The sequence below is a fragment of the Streptomyces sp. NPDC046203 genome (assembly GCF_040646255.1).
Classification (GTDB): domain Bacteria; phylum Actinomycetota; class Actinomycetes; order Streptomycetales; family Streptomycetaceae; genus Streptomyces.
This window is the reverse complement of sequence record NZ_JBEYZX010000011.1, coordinates 136,466-156,242: the sequence shown is the minus strand read 5'-3', so window position 1 is coordinate 156,242 and position 19,777 is coordinate 136,466. Positions and strand designations below refer to the sequence as shown.

At 70.7% G+C, this 19,777-nt stretch carries 19 protein-coding genes; 6 read left to right on the top strand and 13 right to left on the bottom strand.

Annotated features, from left to right (window positions below; all coding sequences use genetic code 11):
• Nucleotides 1–458 precede the first annotated feature (458 nt).
• Nucleotides 459–1,133 (bottom strand): DNA-3-methyladenine glycosylase, encoded by a 675-nt coding sequence (locus ABZ990_RS12570; protein WP_361229531.1) that lies wholly within the window; start codon nucleotides 1,131–1,133, stop codon nucleotides 459–461.
• Between the two features lie 129 nt (nucleotides 1,134–1,262).
• Here ABZ990_RS12570 and ABZ990_RS12565 point away from each other — a divergent pair, with 129 nt between their 5' ends.
• The 3 genes from ABZ990_RS12565 (at nucleotide 1,263) to ABZ990_RS12555 (ending at nucleotide 3,320) form a co-directional block, all read left to right on the top strand.
• Nucleotides 1,263–2,045: a sporulation protein gene (locus ABZ990_RS12565; protein ID WP_361229528.1), complete on the top strand. Its 783-nt coding sequence runs from the start codon at nucleotides 1,263–1,265 to the stop codon at nucleotides 2,043–2,045.
• Nucleotides 2,046–2,109: 64 nt separating this feature from the next.
• Nucleotides 2,110–2,643 carry a YbhB/YbcL family Raf kinase inhibitor-like protein gene (locus tag ABZ990_RS12560; RefSeq protein WP_361229557.1) on the top strand — a complete coding sequence of 178 codons (534 nt, stop codon included), beginning with the start codon at nucleotides 2,110–2,112 and terminating at the stop codon, nucleotides 2,641–2,643.
• A 170-nt stretch (nucleotides 2,644–2,813) separates the two neighbouring features.
• Complete coding sequence (locus ABZ990_RS12555) at nucleotides 2,814–3,320, top strand: HNH endonuclease (RefSeq protein ID WP_361229525.1); 507 nt, start codon at nucleotides 2,814–2,816, stop codon at nucleotides 3,318–3,320.
• Between the two features lie 118 nt (nucleotides 3,321–3,438).
• On the opposite strand, the gene ABZ990_RS12550 is transcribed toward ABZ990_RS12555, so the two are convergent.
• From ABZ990_RS12550 to ABZ990_RS12535, 4 genes are all read right to left on the bottom strand, one after another.
• Nucleotides 3,439–4,212: a sulfite exporter TauE/SafE family protein gene (locus ABZ990_RS12550; RefSeq protein ID WP_361229522.1), complete on the bottom strand. Its 774-nt coding sequence runs from the start codon at nucleotides 4,210–4,212 to the stop codon at nucleotides 3,439–3,441.
• Between the two features lie 161 nt (nucleotides 4,213–4,373).
• The gene (locus ABZ990_RS12545) at nucleotides 4,374–5,324 is read right to left on the bottom strand and encodes an SPFH domain-containing protein (RefSeq protein WP_361229520.1); all 951 of its coding nucleotides are present in this window, start codon (nucleotides 5,322–5,324) and stop codon (nucleotides 4,374–4,376) included.
• A gap of 87 nt (nucleotides 5,325–5,411) precedes the next feature.
• Nucleotides 5,412–5,840 carry an NfeD family protein gene (locus ABZ990_RS12540; RefSeq protein ID WP_361229517.1) on the bottom strand — a complete coding sequence of 143 codons (429 nt, stop codon included), beginning with the start codon at nucleotides 5,838–5,840 and terminating at the stop codon, nucleotides 5,412–5,414.
• Nucleotides 5,841–6,024: 184 nt separating this feature from the next.
• The gene (locus ABZ990_RS12535; RefSeq protein WP_361229514.1) at nucleotides 6,025–6,816 is read right to left on the bottom strand and encodes an ABC transporter ATP-binding protein; all 792 of its coding nucleotides are present in this window, start codon (nucleotides 6,814–6,816) and stop codon (nucleotides 6,025–6,027) included.
• Nucleotides 6,817–7,135: 319 nt separating this feature from the next.
• On the opposite strand from ABZ990_RS12535, the gene ABZ990_RS12530 reads away from it, so the two are divergent.
• Entirely contained in the window at nucleotides 7,136–7,930 is a 795-nt protein-coding gene (locus ABZ990_RS12530; protein ID WP_361229511.1) for a hypothetical protein, read from the top strand.
• Nucleotides 7,931–8,108: 178 nt separating this feature from the next.
• On the opposite strand, the gene ABZ990_RS12525 is transcribed toward ABZ990_RS12530, so the two are convergent.
• The 3 genes from ABZ990_RS12525 to ABZ990_RS12515 form a co-directional block, all read right to left on the bottom strand.
• Nucleotides 8,109–8,348 (bottom strand): chaplin, encoded by a 240-nt coding sequence (locus tag ABZ990_RS12525; RefSeq protein WP_361229508.1) that lies wholly within the window; start codon nucleotides 8,346–8,348, stop codon nucleotides 8,109–8,111.
• Nucleotides 8,349–8,536: 188 nt separating this feature from the next.
• Nucleotides 8,537–9,184 carry a response regulator transcription factor gene (locus ABZ990_RS12520; protein ID WP_361229506.1) on the bottom strand — a complete coding sequence of 216 codons (648 nt, stop codon included), beginning with the start codon at nucleotides 9,182–9,184 and terminating at the stop codon, nucleotides 8,537–8,539.
• Entirely contained in the window at nucleotides 9,177–10,322 is a 1,146-nt protein-coding gene (locus ABZ990_RS12515) for a GAF domain-containing sensor histidine kinase (protein WP_361229503.1), read from the bottom strand. Before ABZ990_RS12515 ends, ABZ990_RS12520 begins: the two co-directional genes overlap by 8 nt.
• A gap of 637 nt (nucleotides 10,323–10,959) precedes the next feature.
• Between ABZ990_RS12515 and ABZ990_RS12510 the strand changes: the two genes are divergently transcribed.
• On the top strand, nucleotides 10,960–11,703 hold the full coding sequence (locus ABZ990_RS12510) for a transglycosylase SLT domain-containing protein (RefSeq protein WP_361229500.1): 744 nt from the start codon (nucleotides 10,960–10,962) through the stop codon (nucleotides 11,701–11,703).
• Between the two features lie 151 nt (nucleotides 11,704–11,854).
• Here the strand turns inward: ABZ990_RS12510 and ABZ990_RS12505 are convergent, their stop codons facing one another.
• On the bottom strand, nucleotides 11,855–14,455 hold the full coding sequence (locus tag ABZ990_RS12505; protein WP_361229497.1) for an FHA domain-containing protein: 2,601 nt from the start codon (nucleotides 14,453–14,455) through the stop codon (nucleotides 11,855–11,857).
• A gap of 352 nt (nucleotides 14,456–14,807) precedes the next feature.
• Between ABZ990_RS12505 and serB the strand changes: the two genes are divergently transcribed.
• Nucleotides 14,808–16,043 (top strand): phosphoserine phosphatase SerB, encoded by a 1,236-nt coding sequence (gene serB, locus ABZ990_RS12500; RefSeq protein WP_361229495.1) that lies wholly within the window; start codon nucleotides 14,808–14,810, stop codon nucleotides 16,041–16,043.
• A gap of 1,093 nt (nucleotides 16,044–17,136) precedes the next feature.
• Here serB and ABZ990_RS12495 read toward each other — a convergent pair.
• The 4 genes from ABZ990_RS12495 to ABZ990_RS12480 form a co-directional block, all read right to left on the bottom strand.
• Nucleotides 17,137–17,655: a histidine phosphatase family protein gene (locus ABZ990_RS12495; protein WP_361229492.1), complete on the bottom strand. Its 519-nt coding sequence runs from the start codon at nucleotides 17,653–17,655 to the stop codon at nucleotides 17,137–17,139.
• A 51-nt stretch (nucleotides 17,656–17,706) separates the two neighbouring features.
• Nucleotides 17,707–17,928, bottom strand: coding sequence for a hypothetical protein (locus ABZ990_RS12490; RefSeq protein ID WP_361229489.1), 222 nt, complete (start codon nucleotides 17,926–17,928; stop codon nucleotides 17,707–17,709).
• A gap of 177 nt (nucleotides 17,929–18,105) precedes the next feature.
• On the bottom strand, nucleotides 18,106–18,222 hold the full coding sequence (locus tag ABZ990_RS12485) for an SGM_5486 family transporter-associated protein (RefSeq protein ID WP_361229486.1): 117 nt from the start codon (nucleotides 18,220–18,222) through the stop codon (nucleotides 18,106–18,108).
• Nucleotides 18,223–18,239: 17 nt separating this feature from the next.
• On the bottom strand, nucleotides 18,240–19,643 hold the full coding sequence (locus ABZ990_RS12480) for an MFS transporter (protein ID WP_361229484.1): 1,404 nt from the start codon (nucleotides 19,641–19,643) through the stop codon (nucleotides 18,240–18,242).
• Between the last annotated feature and the right edge of the window lie 134 nt (nucleotides 19,644–19,777).

Sequence of the window (19,777 nt, the reverse complement as noted above, 5' to 3'; positions counted from 1 at the left end):
CTCGACCATCCGAAGATGGACGGGGTATCAACTAATCTGGCGTTGATTTTTGGCACGCTGTTGAGTTCTCAAGGTGCGGACGCTTCCTTTGTACTGACCCTCTCGGGCTTTCCTCCGGGCGCTTCCTTCGTTTCCGACTCTATCAGATCTTTCCGATCCGATTTCCTCGGTGCTTTCCGGTCCCGGTCGCTTTCGCTTCCGTTCCCTTCTCGCATTTCGAGCTTATCAGACCCTTTCGGCTCCGATTCACTCTGCGCTTTCCGTTTCCTCAGGCTTTCACCTTTGGGCCCTTCCGGCGTGTCCACTACTTTAGCGAATTTCCCCGGCGACTCATAATCGAGCTTTCGGAGCGATTTTCGGCATGCCGAAAAGGGCCCCTGAGGGATCTTCGTAAGTGAGTGGTTGGCCGCCTCGGGAGGCTGAGAAAGCACGATCCGTCTCAAGCGGCTCGGGCCACATTACGCATCCGTGACAGTCGAGTCAAGCCGAGGGCTCCCGGGTCGCTTCCGCGGCACATGGGCGCGGTACGGGCTCACCGTGCGGTCGCCGTCGATCCAGAAGCGCCAGGGGTGCGGGGCGCCGTCGCCGCCGACGCCGGTGCGGGGGCCGGTGCGGATCAGTCCGGCGGCCGGCGGGGTTCCGGTGAGGACGGCGAGCGGGGCCTCGGGGCCGGCGCAGGCGTCAGTGCCGTTGAGGGAACCGGCCACGCCGAGAGCGGTGGCGAGGCGGGCCGGGCCCTTCGCCAGTTCCGTGTCGTTACGGGCCGAGCGGCGCCGGGTCCGGGCCTCCTCGGCGCCGATGAGGATCTCGCCGGCGCGGAGCAGGACTCCGCTCGCCCGGCCCTCGGGGCCGCACACCAGATTGAGGCAGTGCCACATGCCGTAGGTGAAGTAGACGTACGCGTGTCCCGGCGGGCCGAACATGACGGCGTTGCGTGCGGTGCGGCCGCGGAAGGCGTGCGAGCCGGGGTCGATCTCTCCGGCGTATGCCTCCACCTCGGTGAGGCGCAGTTCCATACGGCCCTCCGGGGAGTTCCGTACCAGCGTGCGGCCGAGCAGGTCGGGGGCGACCTCCAGGACGGGGCGGTCGAAGAAGCTCCGCGGGAGCGGGGTGCGGTCGGGGCTCTCGCTCATGGGGTCCGAGCGTAACGGCGGGCCGGGAACCCGGTGGGGCGGATGGGGGAACCGGCTACGGTCGTCACGCGTATGTAGAGGTCAGGACAGCGCAGGACAGACAACAGAACCGACAAGAGGAGTCGTTCGGTGGCATTCAAGAAGCTGCTCGCGAGCCTGGGGGCCGGCGGGGCGTCGGTGGAGACCGTGCTCATCGAGGAGAACGTCGTCCCGGGTGGGATCGTCCAGGGCGAGGTGCGGCTCCAGGGCGGTTCGGTCGCCCAGCGGATCGAGGGGCTGTCCGTCGGTCTGCAGGCGCGGGTCGAGGTCGAGAGCGGCGACTCCGAGTACAAGCAGGACATCGAGTTCGTGAAGGTGCGGCTCGGCGGCGAGTTCGAGGTGCAGGCCGGGGCGGTGCACGTGGTGCCGTTCGGTCTGGAGATCCCGTGGGAGACGCCGGTCACCGCGATCGCCGGGCAGCAGCTGCGCGGCATGAACATCGGGGTGAAGACCGAGCTGGAGATCGCCCGCGCGCTGGACTCCGGCGACCTGGACCCGATCAACGTCCACCCGCTGCCGGCGCAGCAGGCGATCCTGGACGCCTTCATCCAGCTGGGCTTCCGTTTCAAGAGCGCCGACATGGAGCGCGGGCACATCCGCGGGACGCGGCAGCGGCTGCCCTTCTACCAGGAGATCGAATTCTTCGCGCCGCAGCAGTACCGGGGCCTGAACCAGGTCGAGGTCAGCTTCGTCGCGGACGACCGGGAGATGGACGTCGTCCTGGAGATGGACAAGAAGGGGGGCCTGTTCACCGAGGGCAGCGACACGTACCGGTCGTTCCGGGTCGGGCTGCACGACTTCCACACGACCGACTGGGCGGCGTACCTGAACCAGTGGCTCGCCGAGGTCGGCGGCCGTCGCAACTGGTTCTAGTCTCGGTCCCGTAGAGCCGGTCGGTGAGGCCGGGCAGCGATTTCGGAGGTTCAACGTGGCCGACGTGGCCGAGGGCAAGAGGGCACCGCTCCCCCATGACTTCCATCCGCCGGTGGCGTCGTTCGCCGTGGCGAGCGACGACGTCGTGGCAGGCGGGGTGCTGAAGGAGGCTCAGGTTTTCGCGGCGGGGAACACCTCGCCGCAGCTGCGCTGGGAGGGGTTCCCGGCACAGACGAAGAGCTTCGCCGTGACGTGCTTCGATCCGGACGCGCCGACGGGCAGCGGGTTCTGGCACTGGGTGCTGTTCGACATCCCGGCGTCGGTGACGGAGCTCGCGGCGGGTGCGGGTTCGGGGTCGTTCGAGGGGCTGCCGGCCGGGGCCGTGCACGTCCGTAACGACTACGGGACCCGGGACTTCGGCGGGGCCGCGCCGCCGCCGGGGGACGGGCCGCACCGGTACGTCTTCACCGTGTACGCGGTGGACCAGGAGAAGCTGGGGCCGGACGCGGACGTCTCGCCCGCGGTGGTCGGCTTCAACCTGCGGTTCCACGCGCTCGGCCGGGCGCAGCTCGTCGCGGAGTACGAGAACCCCGCGTAAATCCGTACGTTCGCCCGTTGTTTGCCCGCTTCTGGTCCTGGAGAGATCAGAAGCGGGCATCTTTCTTTACGCGGATATTGCGTTGTCCTACCCGGCGTGCCCGGCCAGAGTTGATCCGAGCCCGGCTCCTGCGAGAGGCGGCTGGGCCGGCACACGGGAGGTGGGCACAGATGCGGGACACGCTGGTACTGAACGCGAGCTTCGAGCCGCTTTCGACGGTCACACTCAACCGTGCGGTGGTGCTTGTCCTCCAGGACAAGGCCGTCGTGGAGCAGGAGCATCCGGGTCTGCGTCTGCGGGCGGCGGCCGTGGACATGCCGGTGCCGAGGGTGATCAGGCTCTGCCGGTACGTACGGGTGCCGTTCCGAAGACACGCCCCGTGGTCGAGGCGGGGGGTGCTGGTCCGGGACCAGCACCGGTGCGCGTACTGCGGGAGCCGTGCCACGACGGTGGATCACGTGGTGCCGAGGGCGCAGGGCGGTGGGGACGAGTGGCTGAACACGGTGGCGTCGTGCGCGGCGGACAATCACCGCAAGGCCGACCGGACGCCGGAGCAGGCCGGGATGCCGTTGCTGCACCAGCCGTTCGTGCCGACTCCGGCGGACGCGATGCTGCTGGCGATGAAGTCGGCGGAGCGCGACGGTCTGCCGGACTGGCTGACCGACCAGGCGGCGTGACCTGACGACGTACCGGGCGACGTGACCGGGCGTTCGTGGCCCGGCGGCGCGCGGAACGGCACGTACGGCGAAGGGTCCGCCCTCTCGGGGGCGGGCCCTTCGCCGTACGCGGGATCCCCTACTTCAGGGTGAGGTGGAGGATCGCGACGATGCCGACGGCGATGATGACGCCGCGCAGCAGGGCCGGGGGCAGCCGGCGGCCGACCTTGGCGCCGATCTGGCCGCCGATGGTGGAGCCGACGGCGATGAGGAGGACGGCGGTCCAGTCGAATTCGGCGACGAAGAGGAAGAAGACGGCGGCGACGCCGTTGACGACGGCGCTGAGGACGTTCTTGACCGCGTTGATGCGCTGCAGGGTCTCGTTCAGCAGGAGGCCCATGAGCGATATGTAGAGGACGCCCTGGGCGGCCCCGAAGTAACCGCCGTAGACGCTGGCGAGGAAGAAGCCGACGAGCAGGGCGGCGCCGCCGTGCGGAGGGGCCTCGGTGCCGTTGGCCTCGCGGCGGCGCTGGACGGCCGCTCCGATGCGGGGCTGGAACAGGACGAGCAGCAGCGCGATGCCGATGAGGACGGGGACGATGGCGTCGAATGCCTCGGACGGCAGGGTGAGGAGGAGGATGGCGCCGGCGAGTCCGCCGAGGAGCGCGGCGACGCCGAGGCGCAGCACGCGGGCGGTCTGGCCCTTGAGTTCGCTGCGGTAGCCGATGGCCCCGCTGATGGACCCCGGGACGAGGCCGAGGGCGTTGGAGACGTTCGCCGTGATGGGCGGAAGGCCGGTCGCGAGGAGGACCGGGAACGTGATGAGGGTTCCCGATCCGACGACGGTGTTCATGGCGCCTGCGGCGGTGCCGGCGCCGAAGATCGCGAGCATTTCCCAGATGGACAACGCCATCTCCTTCGGGGGTTGTCGAGTCGCCTCCCCGCCCCGACACCGGCCGGAGTCGAGGGGCTCGCGCCCGATCATGCCCGAGGTTACGTGTACGTGTCACCCATCGGGCCCCTGTCCCGGTCCGTCGACCAGGGCAGGGGCCCGTGCAGCTGAGGAGGCGCCGGTCAGTCGACCGGGGGCACCTCGCGGCGCTCGGCGGAACCGGCCGCCGGAGGGGACTTGGTGAAGCCGGACGCGGCCCCCGGGGCGACGTTGCCGAGGGCGCCGGAGAGGCCCTTGAGCGCGTCGCCGATCTCGCTGGGCACGATCCAGAGCTTGTTGGCGTCGCCTTCGGCGATCTTCGGCAGCATCTGGAGGTACTGGTAGGAGAGCAGCTTCTGGTCCGGGTCGCCGGCGTGGATGGCCTCGAAGACCGTACGGACGGCCTGGGCCTCACCCTCGGCCCTGAGGGCCGAGGCCCGCGACTCGCCCTCGGCGCGCAGGATCGCGGACTGCTTCTCGCCCTCGGCGGTCAGGATCTGCGACTGGCGGATGCCCTCGGCGGTGAGGATCGCGGCGCGCTTGTCACGGTCGGCGCGCATCTGCTTCTCCATCGAGTCCTGGATGGAGGTCGGCGGCTCGATCGCCTTGAGCTCGACGCGGTTGACGCGGATGCCCCACTTGCCGGTGGCCTCGTCGAGGACGCCGCGCAGGGCCGCGTTGATCTCCTCACGGGAGGTGAGGGTCCGCTCCAGGTCCATGCCGCCGATGATGTTGCGCAGCGTGGTGACGGTGAGCTGCTCGATGGCCTGAATGTAGCTGGCCACCTCGTAGGTCGCCGCGCGGGCGTCGGTCACCTGGTAGTAGATGACGGTGTCGATGTTGACGACCAGGTTGTCCTGGGTGATCACCGGCTGCGGCGGGAACGGGACGACCTGCTCGCGCAGGTCGATCCGGTTGCGGATGCGGTCGATGAACGGGACGACGATGTTCAGACCGGCGTTGAGGGTGCGGGTGTAGCGGCCGAACCGTTCGACGATGGCGGCGCTCGCCTGTGGAATGACCTGGATGGTCTTGATCAGGGCGATGAAGACAAGCACCACCAGAATGATCAGGACGATGATGATGGCTGACATCGTGTTGCCTGTGCCCTTCGCTGCCGGTTGATGGACCAGATGATGATCGAGTTTCCCAGATGGCGGAGCGTCATGGGTGAGGTTCGGTCACATGACGACGGCGGTCGCGCCGTCGATTTCGACCACATCGACCTGTTCGCCGGGTTCGAAGCTCTGCTCGTTGTCCAGCGTACGGGCCGACCAGACCTCGCCGGCCAGCTTGATCCGGCCGCCGCCGGCGTCGACCCGTTCCAGGACGACGGCCTGACGGCCCTTCAGGGCGTCGATGCCGGTGGCGATGGCGGGGCGGTCGCTGCGGTGGCGGGCGGCGATGGGTCTGACGACCGCGATGAGCGCGACCGAGACCACGGCGAAGACCACCACCTGGGCCACGATTCCGAAGCCGAGCGCGGCGGTGCCCGCGCCGGCGATCGCGCCGACGGCGAGCATGCCGAACTCCGGCATCGCGGTGAGGACGAGAGGGATACCGAGCCCCACCGCTCCGATCAGCCACCAGATCCATGCGTCGATGTCCACAAGGTCATGGTAGGGCGGTGGGGCAGCCGGGGACAGGGCCCGGCCGGACCGGGCCCGATGGCGGGCGAGCGGGCGGGCATGACGGTGCCGGGCCGGGTGGCATCGGTGGGCGCCGGACTGTGCGGGTGCGGCGCCCCGTGAAGCCGCCGGGTTCGCCGGGTGGGCCGGCGGGTGGCGGTCCGGACTACTTGAGCGGGAGGCCCTGGGCGGTGTAGCGGTCGCCGACGTGCTCGACGACGAGCGGGAGCCCGAAGCAGTGGGAGAGGTTGCGGGAGGTCAGCTCGGTCTCCATCGGACCGGCGGCCAGCACCTTGCCCTGGCGGATCATCAGGACGTGGGTGAAGCCCGGCGGGATCTCCTCGACGTGGTGCGTCACCATGATCATCGAGGGGGCGTACGGGTCCCGGGCCAGCCGGCCGAGCCGGCGCACCAGGTCCTCGCGGCCACCGAGGTCGAGACCGGCGGCGGGCTCGTCGAGGAGCAGCAGCTCGGGGTCGGTCATCATCGCGCGGGCGATGAGGGTGCGCTTGCGCTCGCCCTCGGACAGGGTGCCGAACTTGCGGTCCAGGTAGTCGGTCATGCCGAGGCGGTCGAGGAACGCCTTGGCGCGCGCCTCGTCGACCGGGTCGTAGTCCTCGCGCCAGGTGGCGGTCATGCCGTACGCGGCGGTGAGGACCGTCTGCAGGACGGTCTGGCTCTTGGGGAGCTTCTCCGCCATCGCGATGCCGGCGACGCCGATGCGGGGGCGCAGCTCGAAGACGTCGACGGAGCCGAGGCGGTCGCCGAGGATGGAGACGGAACCGGTGGTGGGGTAGAGGTAGCTGGACGCGACGTTGAGGAGGGTGGTCTTGCCGGCGCCGTTGGGGCCGAGGATGACCCAGCGCTGCCCTTCCTTGACCGACCAGGAGACGCCGTCCACCAGAGCGCGTCCGTCGCGGACCACGGATACGTCCACCAGCTCCAGTACATCGCTCATGAGCGCGTTGTCTCCCCTTGCGGTCGAGTCGTGTCGTCGCCGAGCGCCGATGGGCGCGGCTTCCAGGTAAGAACCTACGCCACCGGCGGGCCGGGCCGGTCCCTAGGGCTTGCTTTGGGCGGGATTCATGCCGTTCGACCGAGGCCCGCCGGGCAGGGCGGCGAAGCCTTCGCGCCAGGGCCGAAAGGGGCATATCCCCGAAGTGCGCGGGTGGTTGGGGGTGGGGGCGAAGGGGGTGGGGCGGGGGCGAAGGAGGCTCGCTTGTCGGGGCGGGGCGTGATCTCCGTATGACGGGTGCGGGATCTCCTAGGCTTGGGGGATGCATTCGGAACCACGCTCAGGACGTCTGGCCGCTTGGGGCAATGCCCTGCTGGCCGGGGCCGTGTCGCCGGACGAGGCGGCGCTCGCGATTGTCGGGGAGGACGCGGTACACCGCGTGGAGGGGCTGCCGGGCGAGGCGGGGCCGGTGGGCCTGACGCTGGCGCTGGGGCGGCTGCGGCGGCTCGGGGTGACCGGGTGGCGGGTGGCGCTGCCGGCTCCGGGGCATCCGCTGGGGCTGAGCGGCCCGCCGGAGTTCAACGCGCGGGCGCTGGCGGCCGAGGAGGCGGTGGTCGGTTTCGGCGCGCCGTACGGGCTGGTGCCGGAGATCTCCGAGGTGGGCCCGTCGGGCGACCGGCATGTGTCGGTGGTCTGGCACTGCCTGCCGGTACGGGAGGCTCCGCCGGCAGACGTGCCCTCGCTCGGCGAGGCGGAGCGGGAGCTGGCGGAGGCACTGCGGGAGGCGACGACGGTGCTGGTACGGCTCGACGTCGCGGCGTCGGGGCCGGGCGCCGAGGTGGCGCGGGACGCCTACCGGGCTCGCGCGGAGGCCGGGAGCGAGGTCCTGGCACCGGGTTATCCGCCGCGCGCGGTCCGGGTGCTGGAGCTGGCCCGGCGGATCGGGATGCTCGTGGACCTGGCCTACGACGGTCACGGCGGCGCGGTGAGCGCGGCGGAGATGGCGGCGCGCGGCGCGGCGCTGCGGCCGGTGGAGCGGGTCGCGCGGCGGGCGCAGGTCGCGGCGTACAACGCGTACGTCGAGAACCGGGAGCGTGAGAAGGAACGGGGCTTCTGACAGATGCCCTCCCCTCCCTTTCTCCTGCGCGCCTTTGCCCCGGCGGACGGAGTCGGCCGGGGCGGGCATCACGGACCCGCAAGGCGCGGGGTGCGGGGCGCCCGGCGGTGCCGCGGAGCTGTGCGGGAAACGGGCCCGGCCCCCGGGGGATCGTCCGGGGGCCGGGGGTTTCGGCTCGTCAGTGGTTGACGGCGGTGTTCCCGAAGGACGGGTTGAGCAGGCCGATGACGTCGATGGTGTTGCCGGAGACGTTCACGGGGACGTGGATCGGGGCCTGGATCACGTTGCCGGAGACGACGCCCGGCGAACCGACGGCCTTGCCGTGGGCGCCCGCGTCGGCGGAGGCGACGCCGGCACCGGCGGCGACGATGCCACCGGCGACCATGGTGAGGGCTGCGGCCTTCTTGAAGTTGATCACGTGAGGTCTCCTCTGGTCATCGCTGCGGCCGGTCCGCCGCAGCACGCCCTGAAGAACGCCGCCACCCCCGGGAGGTTGCGCCAAACGGGGGATATACGCCCGACAGTATGAAAAGGGGAACGGTCGTACGTCGGCCGTCCGGGCCCCCGGCTCGCCGGGCCGGTCCGCCCCGGCCGTCCGTCATCCCGTCATTCCGCCATTCCGTGCCGTACGGCCCAGAGCGCGGCCTGGGTCCGGTCGGCGAGGTCCAGCTTCATGAGGATGTTGGAGACGTGCGTCTTGACCGTCTTCTCGGACAGGACGAGCGCGCGGGCGATCTCCCGGTTGGAGCGGCCGTCCGCGATCAGGCCCAGCACCTCCCGCTCCCGCTCGGTGAGGCCGGAGCCCCGCCCCGTACCGCCACCGGAACCGTGCTCGTCCTGGCTGAGCAGCGCGCCCGCGACCTCGGGCTGGAGCAGGACGTGTCCGGCGTGCACGGAGCGGATGGCCCCCGCGAGGGCGTCCGGGTCGATGTCCTTGTAGACGTATCCCTTCGCGCCGGCCCGAAGGGCGGGGACGACGGTGCGCTGTTCGGTGAAGCTGGTGACGATCAGGACGCGCGCGGGGTTGCCGAGGTCGCGCAGCCGGCGCAGTGCCTCGATGCCGTCGGTGCCGGGCATCTTGACGTCCATGAGGACGACGTCGGGCCGCAGCTCCTCGGCGCGGGCCACGCCCTCGGCGCCGTCGGACGCCTCCCCCACCACTTCTATGTCGTCCTGGACCTCCAGGAAGGTGCGCAGTCCGCGACGGACGACCTGGTGGTCGTCGACGAGCAGGACACGGATCATCTCAGCCACCGGGGACCTCCATCTCGATCGTGGTTCCGCTGCCGGGGGCCGAGGTCACGGTGAGCCGGCCGCCGACCCCGTCGGCCCGGTCGCGCATGGAGACCAGCCCCAGGTGACGGCCGGCGCTGCGGACGGTCGCCGGGTCGAAGCCGGTGCCGTCGTCGGCGACGGTGAGCCGGGTGCCGGTGGCGCCCCGGGCGAGGGAGACCGTGACGAGTCCGGCGCCGGAGTGCCGCAGCGCGTTGTGCAGGGCCTCCTGGGCGACCCGGAGCAGGGCCGCCTCCTGGGCGGCGGGCAGGGCGCGGATCCCGGAGCCGTGGAAGGTGACGCGCGCGGTGTGGGCGCGGTCGAGGACCTGGACCTGGGTACGCAGGGTATGGACGAGGCCGTCCTCGTCGAGGGCGGCGGGGCGCAGCTCGACCACGGCGGCGCGCAGCTCCTCGGTGGCCTCGGCGGCCAGCTCGGCCACCTGCTGGAGTTCGCCCTTCGCGCGGGCGGGGTCGCGGTCGACAAGGGCGGCGGCGGCCTGGGCGGTGAGCCGGAGCGAGAAGAGCTTCTGGCTCACGGCGTCGTGCAGCTCGTGGGCGAGGCGGGAACGCTCCTCGGCGATGGTCAGCTCGCGGCTGCGCTCGTAGAGCCGGGCGTTGGTGAGGGCGATGGCCGCGTGCTGGGCGAGCAGGGCGAGCAGTTCCTCGTCCTCTGCCGTGAAGCCGCAGCTGCCTTCGAGCTTGGGGCACCGCTTGTTGGCGAGGAACAGCGCGGCGATCGTCTCGTCGCCGTCCCGCACGGGCAGGCCGAGGAAGTCGGACATCGCCGGATGGGCGGCGGGCCAGCCCTCGAAGCGGGGGTCCTTGCGGACGTCGGCGAGGCGCTCGGGCCCGTCCTTGTCGAGCATGGCGGCGAGAATGCCGTGCTGGCGGGGCAGCGGGCCGATGGCGTGCCACTGCTCGTCGCTGACGCCGTCGACGACGAACTGGGCGAAGCCCCCGTGGTCGTCGGGGACGCCGAGAGCCGCGTACTCGGCGTCGAGGAGTTCGCGGGCGGAGGCGACGATCGTCCTGAGGACGTCGCGCACCTCCATCCGGCGGTTCATCGCCAGGAGCGCGCTGCTCACTGCGGCGAGACCGGAGCTCGGTCGGTGACTCATGGTTTCACCGTACCGGTGGGGTGTGACCGTCCGTATCCGACGGGGGACGGCGGTGGTCTGGGGCCGGGGACCTACGCCGAAGGGCCCGCCGGAGGACCGGCCGGAGACCGTTGCGGGGGCGGAGGCCGTGGCGTGGGGGTGGGCGCCGGGGGCTGGGCGAGGGGCTGGGGGCGCTTCGTCGCCGTACCCCTCTCTCGTACCCCCTGAGCCCGGCATCCCCTGTGTCCCCGCGCGCGTACGAGGCGGGGGCGGGGCAGCGGCGCGTACGGGGATGCGGGCCCCTGGGGCCGGGCTCGTGGGGCCTTCCGGCGCCTGCCGCGCGACCGGCTCACCGTGCGCATTGCTCCTGCAACGTCCAGTGACCCTGCCATGGGGCCGATGTGAGGCCGGGCATAGGGCCCAGGTCACTTACGAATGCCCCTAGTGGAGGCGTAAAAGCCGGACGAATGCCGATGGGGCCGGATGCGGGGCGACTCTGGGCCGTTCGGGTGCGGCCCCTGATCCACTACCGGGGATCGTACGTCACATCTTTGCCTCGGCATTTTGCGGTCGCTAAGAATTGCCTTCGTCGCCGCCGAGCCAGGCGCAGCGCCGCCCGGCCTGAGCGACTCCCCCAGCGATTAAGAGGTAGTCCTGCATGTCTGCGAACAACACCCTGCGTGGTCTGAAGAAGACCCACAAGGCCGCGATCGCCGGCGTGGCCGCGCTGAGCGCCACGACGCTCGGCCTCACCCTCGTCCACGGTGGCGGCGACAGCAACCAGCCCGAGCCCCAGGCTCTGGCGAGCACCCAGCAGGTCGCGTGGTCCTACGACGCGCACAGCCCGGAGGCGAAGGCCCTGGCCTCGAGCCTTACGGACCAGCACTCCACCTTCACCTCCAAGGCGACGCTCGAGGCCGACGCCAAGGTCGCCGAGCTGAAGAAGACGGCCGACATCGAGGCCAAGGCCAAGGCTGTCGCCGCCGAGGCGAAGGCCAAGGCCGAGGCTCAGGCCAAGGCCGTGCAGCGGGCCGCCGAGGAGGCCGCGGCGAACCGTTCCGCCACCCGTGCCCCGGTGTACGCGAACAACCTCGACGGCTGGATCCGTGAGTCCCTCGACATCATGGACAAGCACAACATCCCGGGTACCTACCACGGCATCTACAAGAACGTGATGCGCGAGTCCTCCGGCAACCCGCTGGCGATCAACGACTGGGACATCAACGCCGTCAACGGCGTCCCCTCCAAGGGCCTGCTCCAGGTGATCTACCCGACGTTCAAGGCGTACCACATCGCCGGCACCAAGTTCGACCAGTACGACCCGGTCGCCAACATCGTCGCGGCCTGCAACTACGCCGCCGACCGCTACGGCACCATCGACAACGTCAACAGCGCGTACTGATCCGGCCCACGCGCCGCGAGATCCGTACAGGCATATGCCGAAGGGCGGCACCCCAGCGAGGGGTGCCGCCCTTCGGCATATGCCGGACCGAGGCCGGGCCGGTGCCAGGCCATTGCGGGACCTGTACGCGCGCGTACGGGTCCCGCAGCCGTTACTTGCGCATGACCTCGGGCTCGTGGCGGCGCAGCAGCCGGGCGACCAGGATGCCGAGCAGCGTGGCCATCAGCAGCAGTACGCCCACGTTGAAGCCCCACTGGCCGGCGCTGTGCTCCCACAGCGGGTCCAGGTCGGTGGGGTTCTTCGGGTCCCACGGAGCCATCAGGTGCGCCAGGTCCAGGGTCGTACCCGCGCCGGCGATGGCCCAGCGGGACGGCATCAGCCACGCGAACTGCTCCAGGCCCGGCGAGCCGAAGACCTTGAAGAGGATGCCGGTGAACACCACCTGGACGATGGCGAACATGACCAGCAGCGGCATCGTCTTCTCGGCGGTCTTCACCAGCGCGGAGATGACCAGGCCGACCATCATCGAGGTCAGGCCGAGCGCGATGACCACCAGGCAGAGTTCCAGGGCCGGCGGCATGATCAGGCCCTCGGCGGGCAGGTCGCGGATGGCGAAGCCGATGCCGCACAGGATGACGCCCTGGAAGGCCGTGATGACGCCGAGGACGATCACCTTCGACATCAGGTACGCGGAGCGTGACAGGCCGGTGGCGCGCTCCCGCTCGTAGATGACCCGTTCCTTGATCAGCTCACGGACCGAGTTCGCGGCGCCCGAGAAGCACATGCCGACCGTGAGGATCAGCATGATGATGCCCGCGTCGCCGTTGAACCGGGACGGCGGCTTGGGCGGCGCGAGACCGAAGTCGGCCGGGATGACGACGGAGACCGAGCCGATCACGGCCGGCAGGATCACCATGAGGGCGAGGAAGCCCTTGTCGGAGGCGATCACCGACGCATAGCGGCGGATCAGCGTCCACAGCTGGGATCCCCAGCCCTGCGGCTTGGGCGGCTTGGTCATCGCCTGCTGCGCGTGCTGCGGCATCTGCACGGGCTGGGCGGCGACGGCGTCGATCTCCGCCGCGTACATCTGGTAGTGCTGCGAGCCCTTCCAGCGGCCCGCCCAGTCGTAGTCGCGGTAGTTCTCGAACGCGGAGAAGACATCGGCCCAGGTCGAGTAGCCGAAGAAGTTGAGCGCCTCGTCCGGCGGACCGAAGTAGGCCACCGAACCGCCGGGCGCCATCACCAGCAGCTTGTCGCACAGCGCCAGCTCGGCCACCGAGTGGGTGACGACGAGGACGGTACGGCCGTCGTCGGCGAGGCCGCGCAGCAGCTGCATGACATCGCGGTCCATGCCCGGGTCGAGACCCGAGGTCGGCTCGTCCAGGAAGATCAGCGACGGCTTCGTCAGGAGTTCCAGCGCGACCGAGACGCGCTTGCGCTGGCCACCGGAGAGGGAGGTGACCTTCTTCTCCTTGTGGATGTCGAGCTTGAGCTCGCGCAGCACCTCGCTGATCCGGGCCTCGCGCTCGCTCTCGGCGGTGTCGCCGGGGAAGCGGAGCTTGGCCGCGTAGCGCAGCGCCTTCTGGACGGTGAGCTCCTTGTGCAGGATGTCGTCCTGCGGGACCAGACCGATGCGCTGGCGCAGCTCGGCGAACTGCTTGTACAGGCTGCGGTTGTCGTAGAGGACGTCGCCCTGGTCGGCCGGCCGGTAACCGGTCAGCGCCTTCAGCAGGGTCGACTTGCCGGAGCCGGACGGGCCGATGACACCGATCAGGGACTTCTCGGGGACGCCGAACGTGACGTCCTTGAGGATCTGCTTCCCGCCGTCGACGGTCACCGTGAGGTGACGGGCGGAGAAGGAGACCGCACCGGTGTCGACGAACTCCTCGAGCTGGTTGCCGACGATCCGGAAGGTGGAGTGACCGACACTGACGATGTCGTTCGGGCCGAGGACGGCGGTGCCGCCCTTGGGGATCGGCTGACCGTTGACGTACGTGCCGTTGTGCGAGCCGAGGTCGCGGATCTGGAAGCGGCCGTCGGGGGTCGCGTGGAACTCGGCATGGTGACGCGAGACCTGGAGGTCGGAGACGACCAGCTCGTTCTCCAGGGCACGGCCGATGCGCATGACCCGGTCGAGGACGAGCTGGTGGAAGGTGGTGGGGCTGCGGTCGCCGTGCACCGGGGCCGCGCCCTGGGCGCCGTCCGCCTTCGGGTACCCGGCGGCGGCCTGTGGGGCCTGCTGCTGCGGGACCGCGTGCGGGGGCTGGTGGGGCTGGTGGGCCTGGTACTGCGGAGCCTGCTGCGCGGCCGGCTGCTGCCACTGCTGCTGCGGCGGCTGCTGGGCCGGGGCCTGGTGGGCGGGCTGCCCGACCGGCTGCTGTGCGGCGTGCTGCTGCGGGACCGCGTGCGGAGCCTGCTGCTGGGCCTGCTGCGGCGCGGCCGGAGCACCGGCGGCGACGAGGTTGAGACGCGGGCCGTCGGTGGCGTTGCCGAGGTGGACGGCCGAGCCCGGGCCGATCTCCACCTGGTGGATCCGCTGCCCCTGCAGATACGTGCCGTTCGTCGAGCCGTGGTCCTCGATGACCCAGCTCCGGCCGCCCCAGCTGACGGTGGCGTGCCGCCACGAGACCCTGGCGTCGTCGATCACCAGGTCGCCCTGGGGGTCCCGGCCCAGGGTGTACGACCTGGACGGATCGAGAGTCCAGGTCCTGCCGTTCAATTCCAGTACGAGTTCTGGCACTCCACGCCCCACTGTGTGTCCCCCGATGCACCCCCGTCGCCGGGGGCCCAGGGATGATGAACATCCGGGGGAACTATTTCAGGCCGCCCCCCGGATTCGAAAGTCGGGCCGCTCGAAGAGGCTTGCGTACGACCGATATCTCGCGTACGTCCCCACCCGCCCCCGTACTCGCGCCGTCGGGCACGGGTACGGGGGCGGTGGTCGGGGTGGGATGGGGACAGCGGGGCAGGACGGGACGGGAGCGGCGGGGCGGGGTGCGAGCGGGTGGTCGGGCCGGGGAGCGAGCGGGTGGTCGGGGGCCGTCGTGTCCGTCAGTCGGGACGGAAGGCCGGGTGGCACCGGGTGCCGATACGGTGGAAGCACCATGAGCGCATCGCAGACCTCAGCCGTCCCCGCCGCGGACGTACCCACCCTTCTGGTCAAGATCTTCGGAAAGGACCGGCCCGGGATCACCGCCGGTCTCTTCGACACCCTCGCCGCCTACTCCGTCGATGTCGTGGACATCGAGCAGGTCGTCTCCCGGAGCAGGCTCGTCCTGTGCGCACTGATCACCGAGCCGACGGTGGCCACCCAGGGCGAGCTGCGCGCCACCGTGCACAGCTGGGCCGAGTCCATGAAGCTCCAGGCCGAGATCATCTCCGGCACCGGTGACAACCGGCCGCGCGGCGAGGGCCGCTCGCACGTCACCGTCCTCGGCAACCCGCTGACCGCCGAACAGACGGCGGCCATAGCGGCCAGGATCGCCGGCACCGGCGGCAACATCGACCGCATCTTCCGGCTCGCGAAGTACCCGGTGACAGCCGTCGAGTTCGCCGTCTCCGGCTGCGCCACCGAGACCCTGCGCACGGCGCTCGCCATCGAAGCGCACACAGTCGGCGTCGACGTCGCCGTCGTCTCCGCCGGACTGCACCGGCGGGCCCGGCGACTCGTCGTCATGGACGTCGACTCGACCCTGATCCAGGACGAGGTCATCGAGCTGTTCGCGGCACACGCGGGCTGCGAGGACAAGGTCGCCGAGGTGACGGCCGCGGCGATGCGCGGCGAACTCGACTTCGAGCAGTCCCTGCACGCGCGAGTCGCGCTCCTCGCCGGCCTCGACGCGTCGGTGGTGGACAAGGTCCGCACGGAAGTACGGCTGACGCCCGGGGCACGCACCCTGATCCGCACCCTCAAGCGGCTCGGCTACCAGGTCGGCGTGGTCTCCGGCGGATTCACCCAGGTCACCGACGACCTGAAGGAACGCCTCGGGCTCGACTTCGCCCAGGCCAACACCCTGGAGATAGTGGACGGCAAGCTCACCGGCCGAGTCACGGGGGAAATCGTGGACCGCGCGGGCAAGGCCCGGCTGCTGCGACGCTTCGCGGCGGAGGCCGGAGTCCCGCTGGAACAGACGGTCGCCATCGGCGACGGCGCCAACGACCTGGACATGCTGAACACGGCCGGTCTCGGAGTCGCCTTCAACGCCAAGCCCGTGGTCCGCGAAGCCGCCCACACCGCGGTCAACGTGCCCTTCCTGGACACCGTCCTCTACCTGCTCGGCATCACCCGCGAAGAGGTCGAGGCAGCCGACGGCGGCTCGGGAGAACTGCTCCTGCACTGAGCTGGGGATGGGGTGTGAACGTGCGGGGCGGGTAGGCGCCTGCCGAGGGAGGGTGGCGGCTGAGGCCGGGCCCCGCACGGGGGTGAGGTGGCGGGTCGGGGGCGCGCAGGGGTGCGAAGCGGCTGGAGCTGGGCTTGCGGGCGTGAGGCGGCTGGGACGCGGCCTGCGCGGGTGCGAGACGGTCGCGGCTGAGGCTGTACGTAAGCGAGAGGGCTGGGGATGGGCCCGCACGAGCGCGAGACGTGCGGGGGCTGGTGCTCGGCCCGCACGTAAGCGCGGCGGTTGCGGCTGGGGCTGCGCGTAAGCGAGAGGGCTGGGTATGGGCCCGCACGTGGGCGAAGAGGCAGGGACCCGGCCCGCAGGCAGGGGCGCGGCCCGCACGGGTACGAGACGGCTGGTGTGCGGCCCGCACGTAAGCGCGGCGGCTACAGGTGAGCGCATGTTGTTTGCGCAGCGTTGGCCTTTTTTGTGCCTCGGTTCTCCTCCGGGGTGCTGGAGTCGGACTCACAGCACCGATCGTGCTCGGCCCACTCGTTCCTCGCGGGCCTGTGCGCGTTCGGCACTGTTCCCCCGACGCACCCCTTCGGCTCACTCGGCCATAGAGGCCAGCCCGCACAAAGACGTAACGGCATGGGCTCAGCCCGCACTCACGGGGCCTCCGGGAGCGGGCCCGCACGAGCGCAAGGCAGCAGGGTCAGCCCGCACTTGTCGGCGCGGGGCGGGGGTGAAGGTCCAGCCCCTGGGTTGCCCAGGACCAGCGCGTCCGCCCTTGTCGTTGCGAAGGCTTGCGGGGTGCCCTTTACGGGCGAGTGAGCCGAAGGGTGCCGCGGGTGTCGAAAGGGAGAGCGCGCACAGGCCCGCGAGGAACGAGTGGGCCGAGCACGGTCGACCGTCGACACACGCACAAGGCACCCGGAGGCGAAGGAGCCACAAAAAAGGCCAACGTTGCTCAATCACACATGCGCTCGCCCGTAGCCGCCTCACGCCCGTGCGGGCCGCATACCTGCCGTCCCGTACCCGTGCGGGCCCAGCCCCCACCGTCTCGCCCCCCGTGCGGCCTCGGCTGACCGAAGGCGAACCGAGCCACGAAAAATCAAGCGTGGGGTGCCCAGAAGTCGGCGAGCTTGGCCGTGCCCGGTTCCAGCGATTTCCAGGAGCCGTTGAAGGTCAGGATGGCGAAGGCGGCCGTCGGGAAGCCGGTCCGGGTCATCCGGGTCAGGGTGTCGCCTTCGGATTCGGCCGCGAGGATGTCGGCGAGGCCGTGCATGCCGGGGTTGTGGCCGATCAGCAGGAGGTCGTCGATGGTGTCGGGGGTCTCGTTGATCAGGGCGATGAGTTCGCCGGGCGAGGCCTCGTAGATCCGCTCCTCGTAGACGGTCTTCGGGCGCTCGGGCAGTTCCTGGACGGCCAGTTTCCACGTTTCGCGGGTGCGCAGCGCGGTCGAGCAGAGAGCCAGGTCGAAGTCGATGCCGGTGTCGGCGAGCCGGCGGCCCGCGACGGGGGCGTCGGTGCGGCCGCGGTCGGCGAGCGGGCGTTCGTGGTCGGTGGTCTGGGGCCAGTCCGCCTTGGCGTGTCGAAGCAGCACGATCCTGCGGGGTGTATCGACGCTCATGGGCTCAGCTTCGCATGGATCGTCCCGGCCCGGCCCGGGGACGGCAAAGGCTCAGCGGGACAGGGTGTGCTGGATCTGCTGGACCCGGGTGAGGACGCCGCCGACGCTTCCCGTGCCGGTTTCGCCGCCCATCGCCCGCGCCTCGCCCTGTCCCGCTATCAGGACGAACAGGGTGGCGAACGCGATCATGGACAGGGGCAGTGCCCACCAGGGGAGCCGGGTCGCGGCGCCGGCCGCCGTGGGCCGGACACCGGTGTGGGTTCGCGCCGCCATGGCCGCCTCCGTGGTCGGGGTCTTCGTGAGGACTCCCACGCTACGGAGAACGGGGCCGCGGGCCCATCAGGTGATCCACCCATACGACCCTGAGAAGCGCCCCCTAGGGGATGGGGGGTCAGCCCCACCGTCCCCTGGGGGGCGTGGTCTTGACGGCCCCGGTCGGGGCGAGGTGGATCAGGGCGACGCGATCGAGGCGATGACGGCGACGACGGCCGCGATGCCGAGCATCGCGCCGAGCACGATGAGCAGCTTCTGCTGACCGTTCGGGGGGTTCGGTTCGAGTACGGGCATGGGGTCAGTCTCGCATCTCAGCACTCGTCCTCGACGGTCCGGTCCCGCCCGGCGAGGGTGCCGACGATCATCTGCGGGATCATCAGGCCGCCCATCAGCATGATGGGCAGTCCCCAGCCACCGCTGTGCTGGTAGAGCACGCCGACCAGGAGTGGTCCCGGGATGGAGATGAGGTAGCCGACGCTCTGGGCGAAGGCGGAGAGCTTCACGACGCCGGTGCCGGTGCGCGAGCGCAGTCCGATCATGGTGAGGGCGAGCGGGAACGAGCAGTTGGAGATGCCGAGCAGCAGGGCCCAGCCCCAGGCGCCGGCGGCCGGTGCGAGGTAGAGGCCGGTGTAGCCGGAGATTCCGCACAGGGCGAGGGCGACGACGATGGGGCCCTGGGTGCGCATCCGGGTCGCGAGGCGGGGGATGACGAAGGCGAGCGGTACGCCCATGACCATGGTGACGGCCAGCAGCAGGCCCGCGGTCTCGGGCGAGACTCCGGCGTCGCGGAAGATCTGCGGCATCCAGCCCATGGTGATGTAGGCGCCGGTGGACTGGAGGCCGAAGTAGGCGCCGAGTGCCCAGGCGGTGCGGCTCCGGGTCACGCGGGGCGCGACCGCGGCGGGTATCGCTCCCCCGGTCCCGGCCGGTGCGGTGGCGGGAATCGTACCCGCGCCCGGTCCGTCCGTATGGCCGGCCTTCCGGCCGGCGCCCTTGACGGTGCGCGGGGCGCCGGACGTGGTCACGGTGGCCCTGTGGTCGCGGACCAGGGGCAGCCACGGGAGGACGGCGACGGCGGCGAGGGCCGCCCAGACGCCGAGTCCGAGCCGCCAGCTGCCGCCGAGGGCCTGGGTCATCGGCACGGTCACGGCCGCGGCGGCCGAGGTGCCCAGGGCGAGGGCCATGGAGTAGAGGCCGGTCATGCTGCCGACGCGGTCGGGGAAGTACTTCTTGACGAGGACCGGCATGAGGACGTTGCTGAGCGCGATGCCCATGAGGGCGAGGGCGCTGGCGGCGAGGAAGGGCACGGTGCCGCTCGCGAAGGGGCGCAGGGCCAGGCCCGCGCAGATCGCGGCCATGCCGGCGGCGACGACGGCCACCGGGCCGAAGCGGCTCGCGAGGCGCGGGGCGGCGGTGCCGAAGAGGGCGAAGCAGAGCGACGGTACGGAGGTGAGGACTCCGGCCACGCTGCCGCTCATGTGCAGGCCCTGGCTGACTTCTTCGAGGAGGGCGCCGAGGCTGGTGATGGCCGGGCGCAGGTTGAGGGCGGTGACGACGAGTCCGACGGCGACGAGTGGGCCGATCCAGCGGGCGGGCCCGCCGGTCGGGGAGGTGTCGGCTCCGCGGGGTACGCCGGCGGTGTCGCGGGATCGGTCGGCGGACTGTCCGGGAAGCTTCCCGGGGGTGGAACCGAGTGTCTGGGGCTCGTCAAGCATGGACTCATCATAGAATCATGGGATGATTGATTGTCCATGTATTTGATGGTCGATCATGGGTTCAGTACGACGATCCGGTCACACGGGCGGATCGGCCGGACGAACGTGTCGAACGGAACGAGCGGAACGAACGG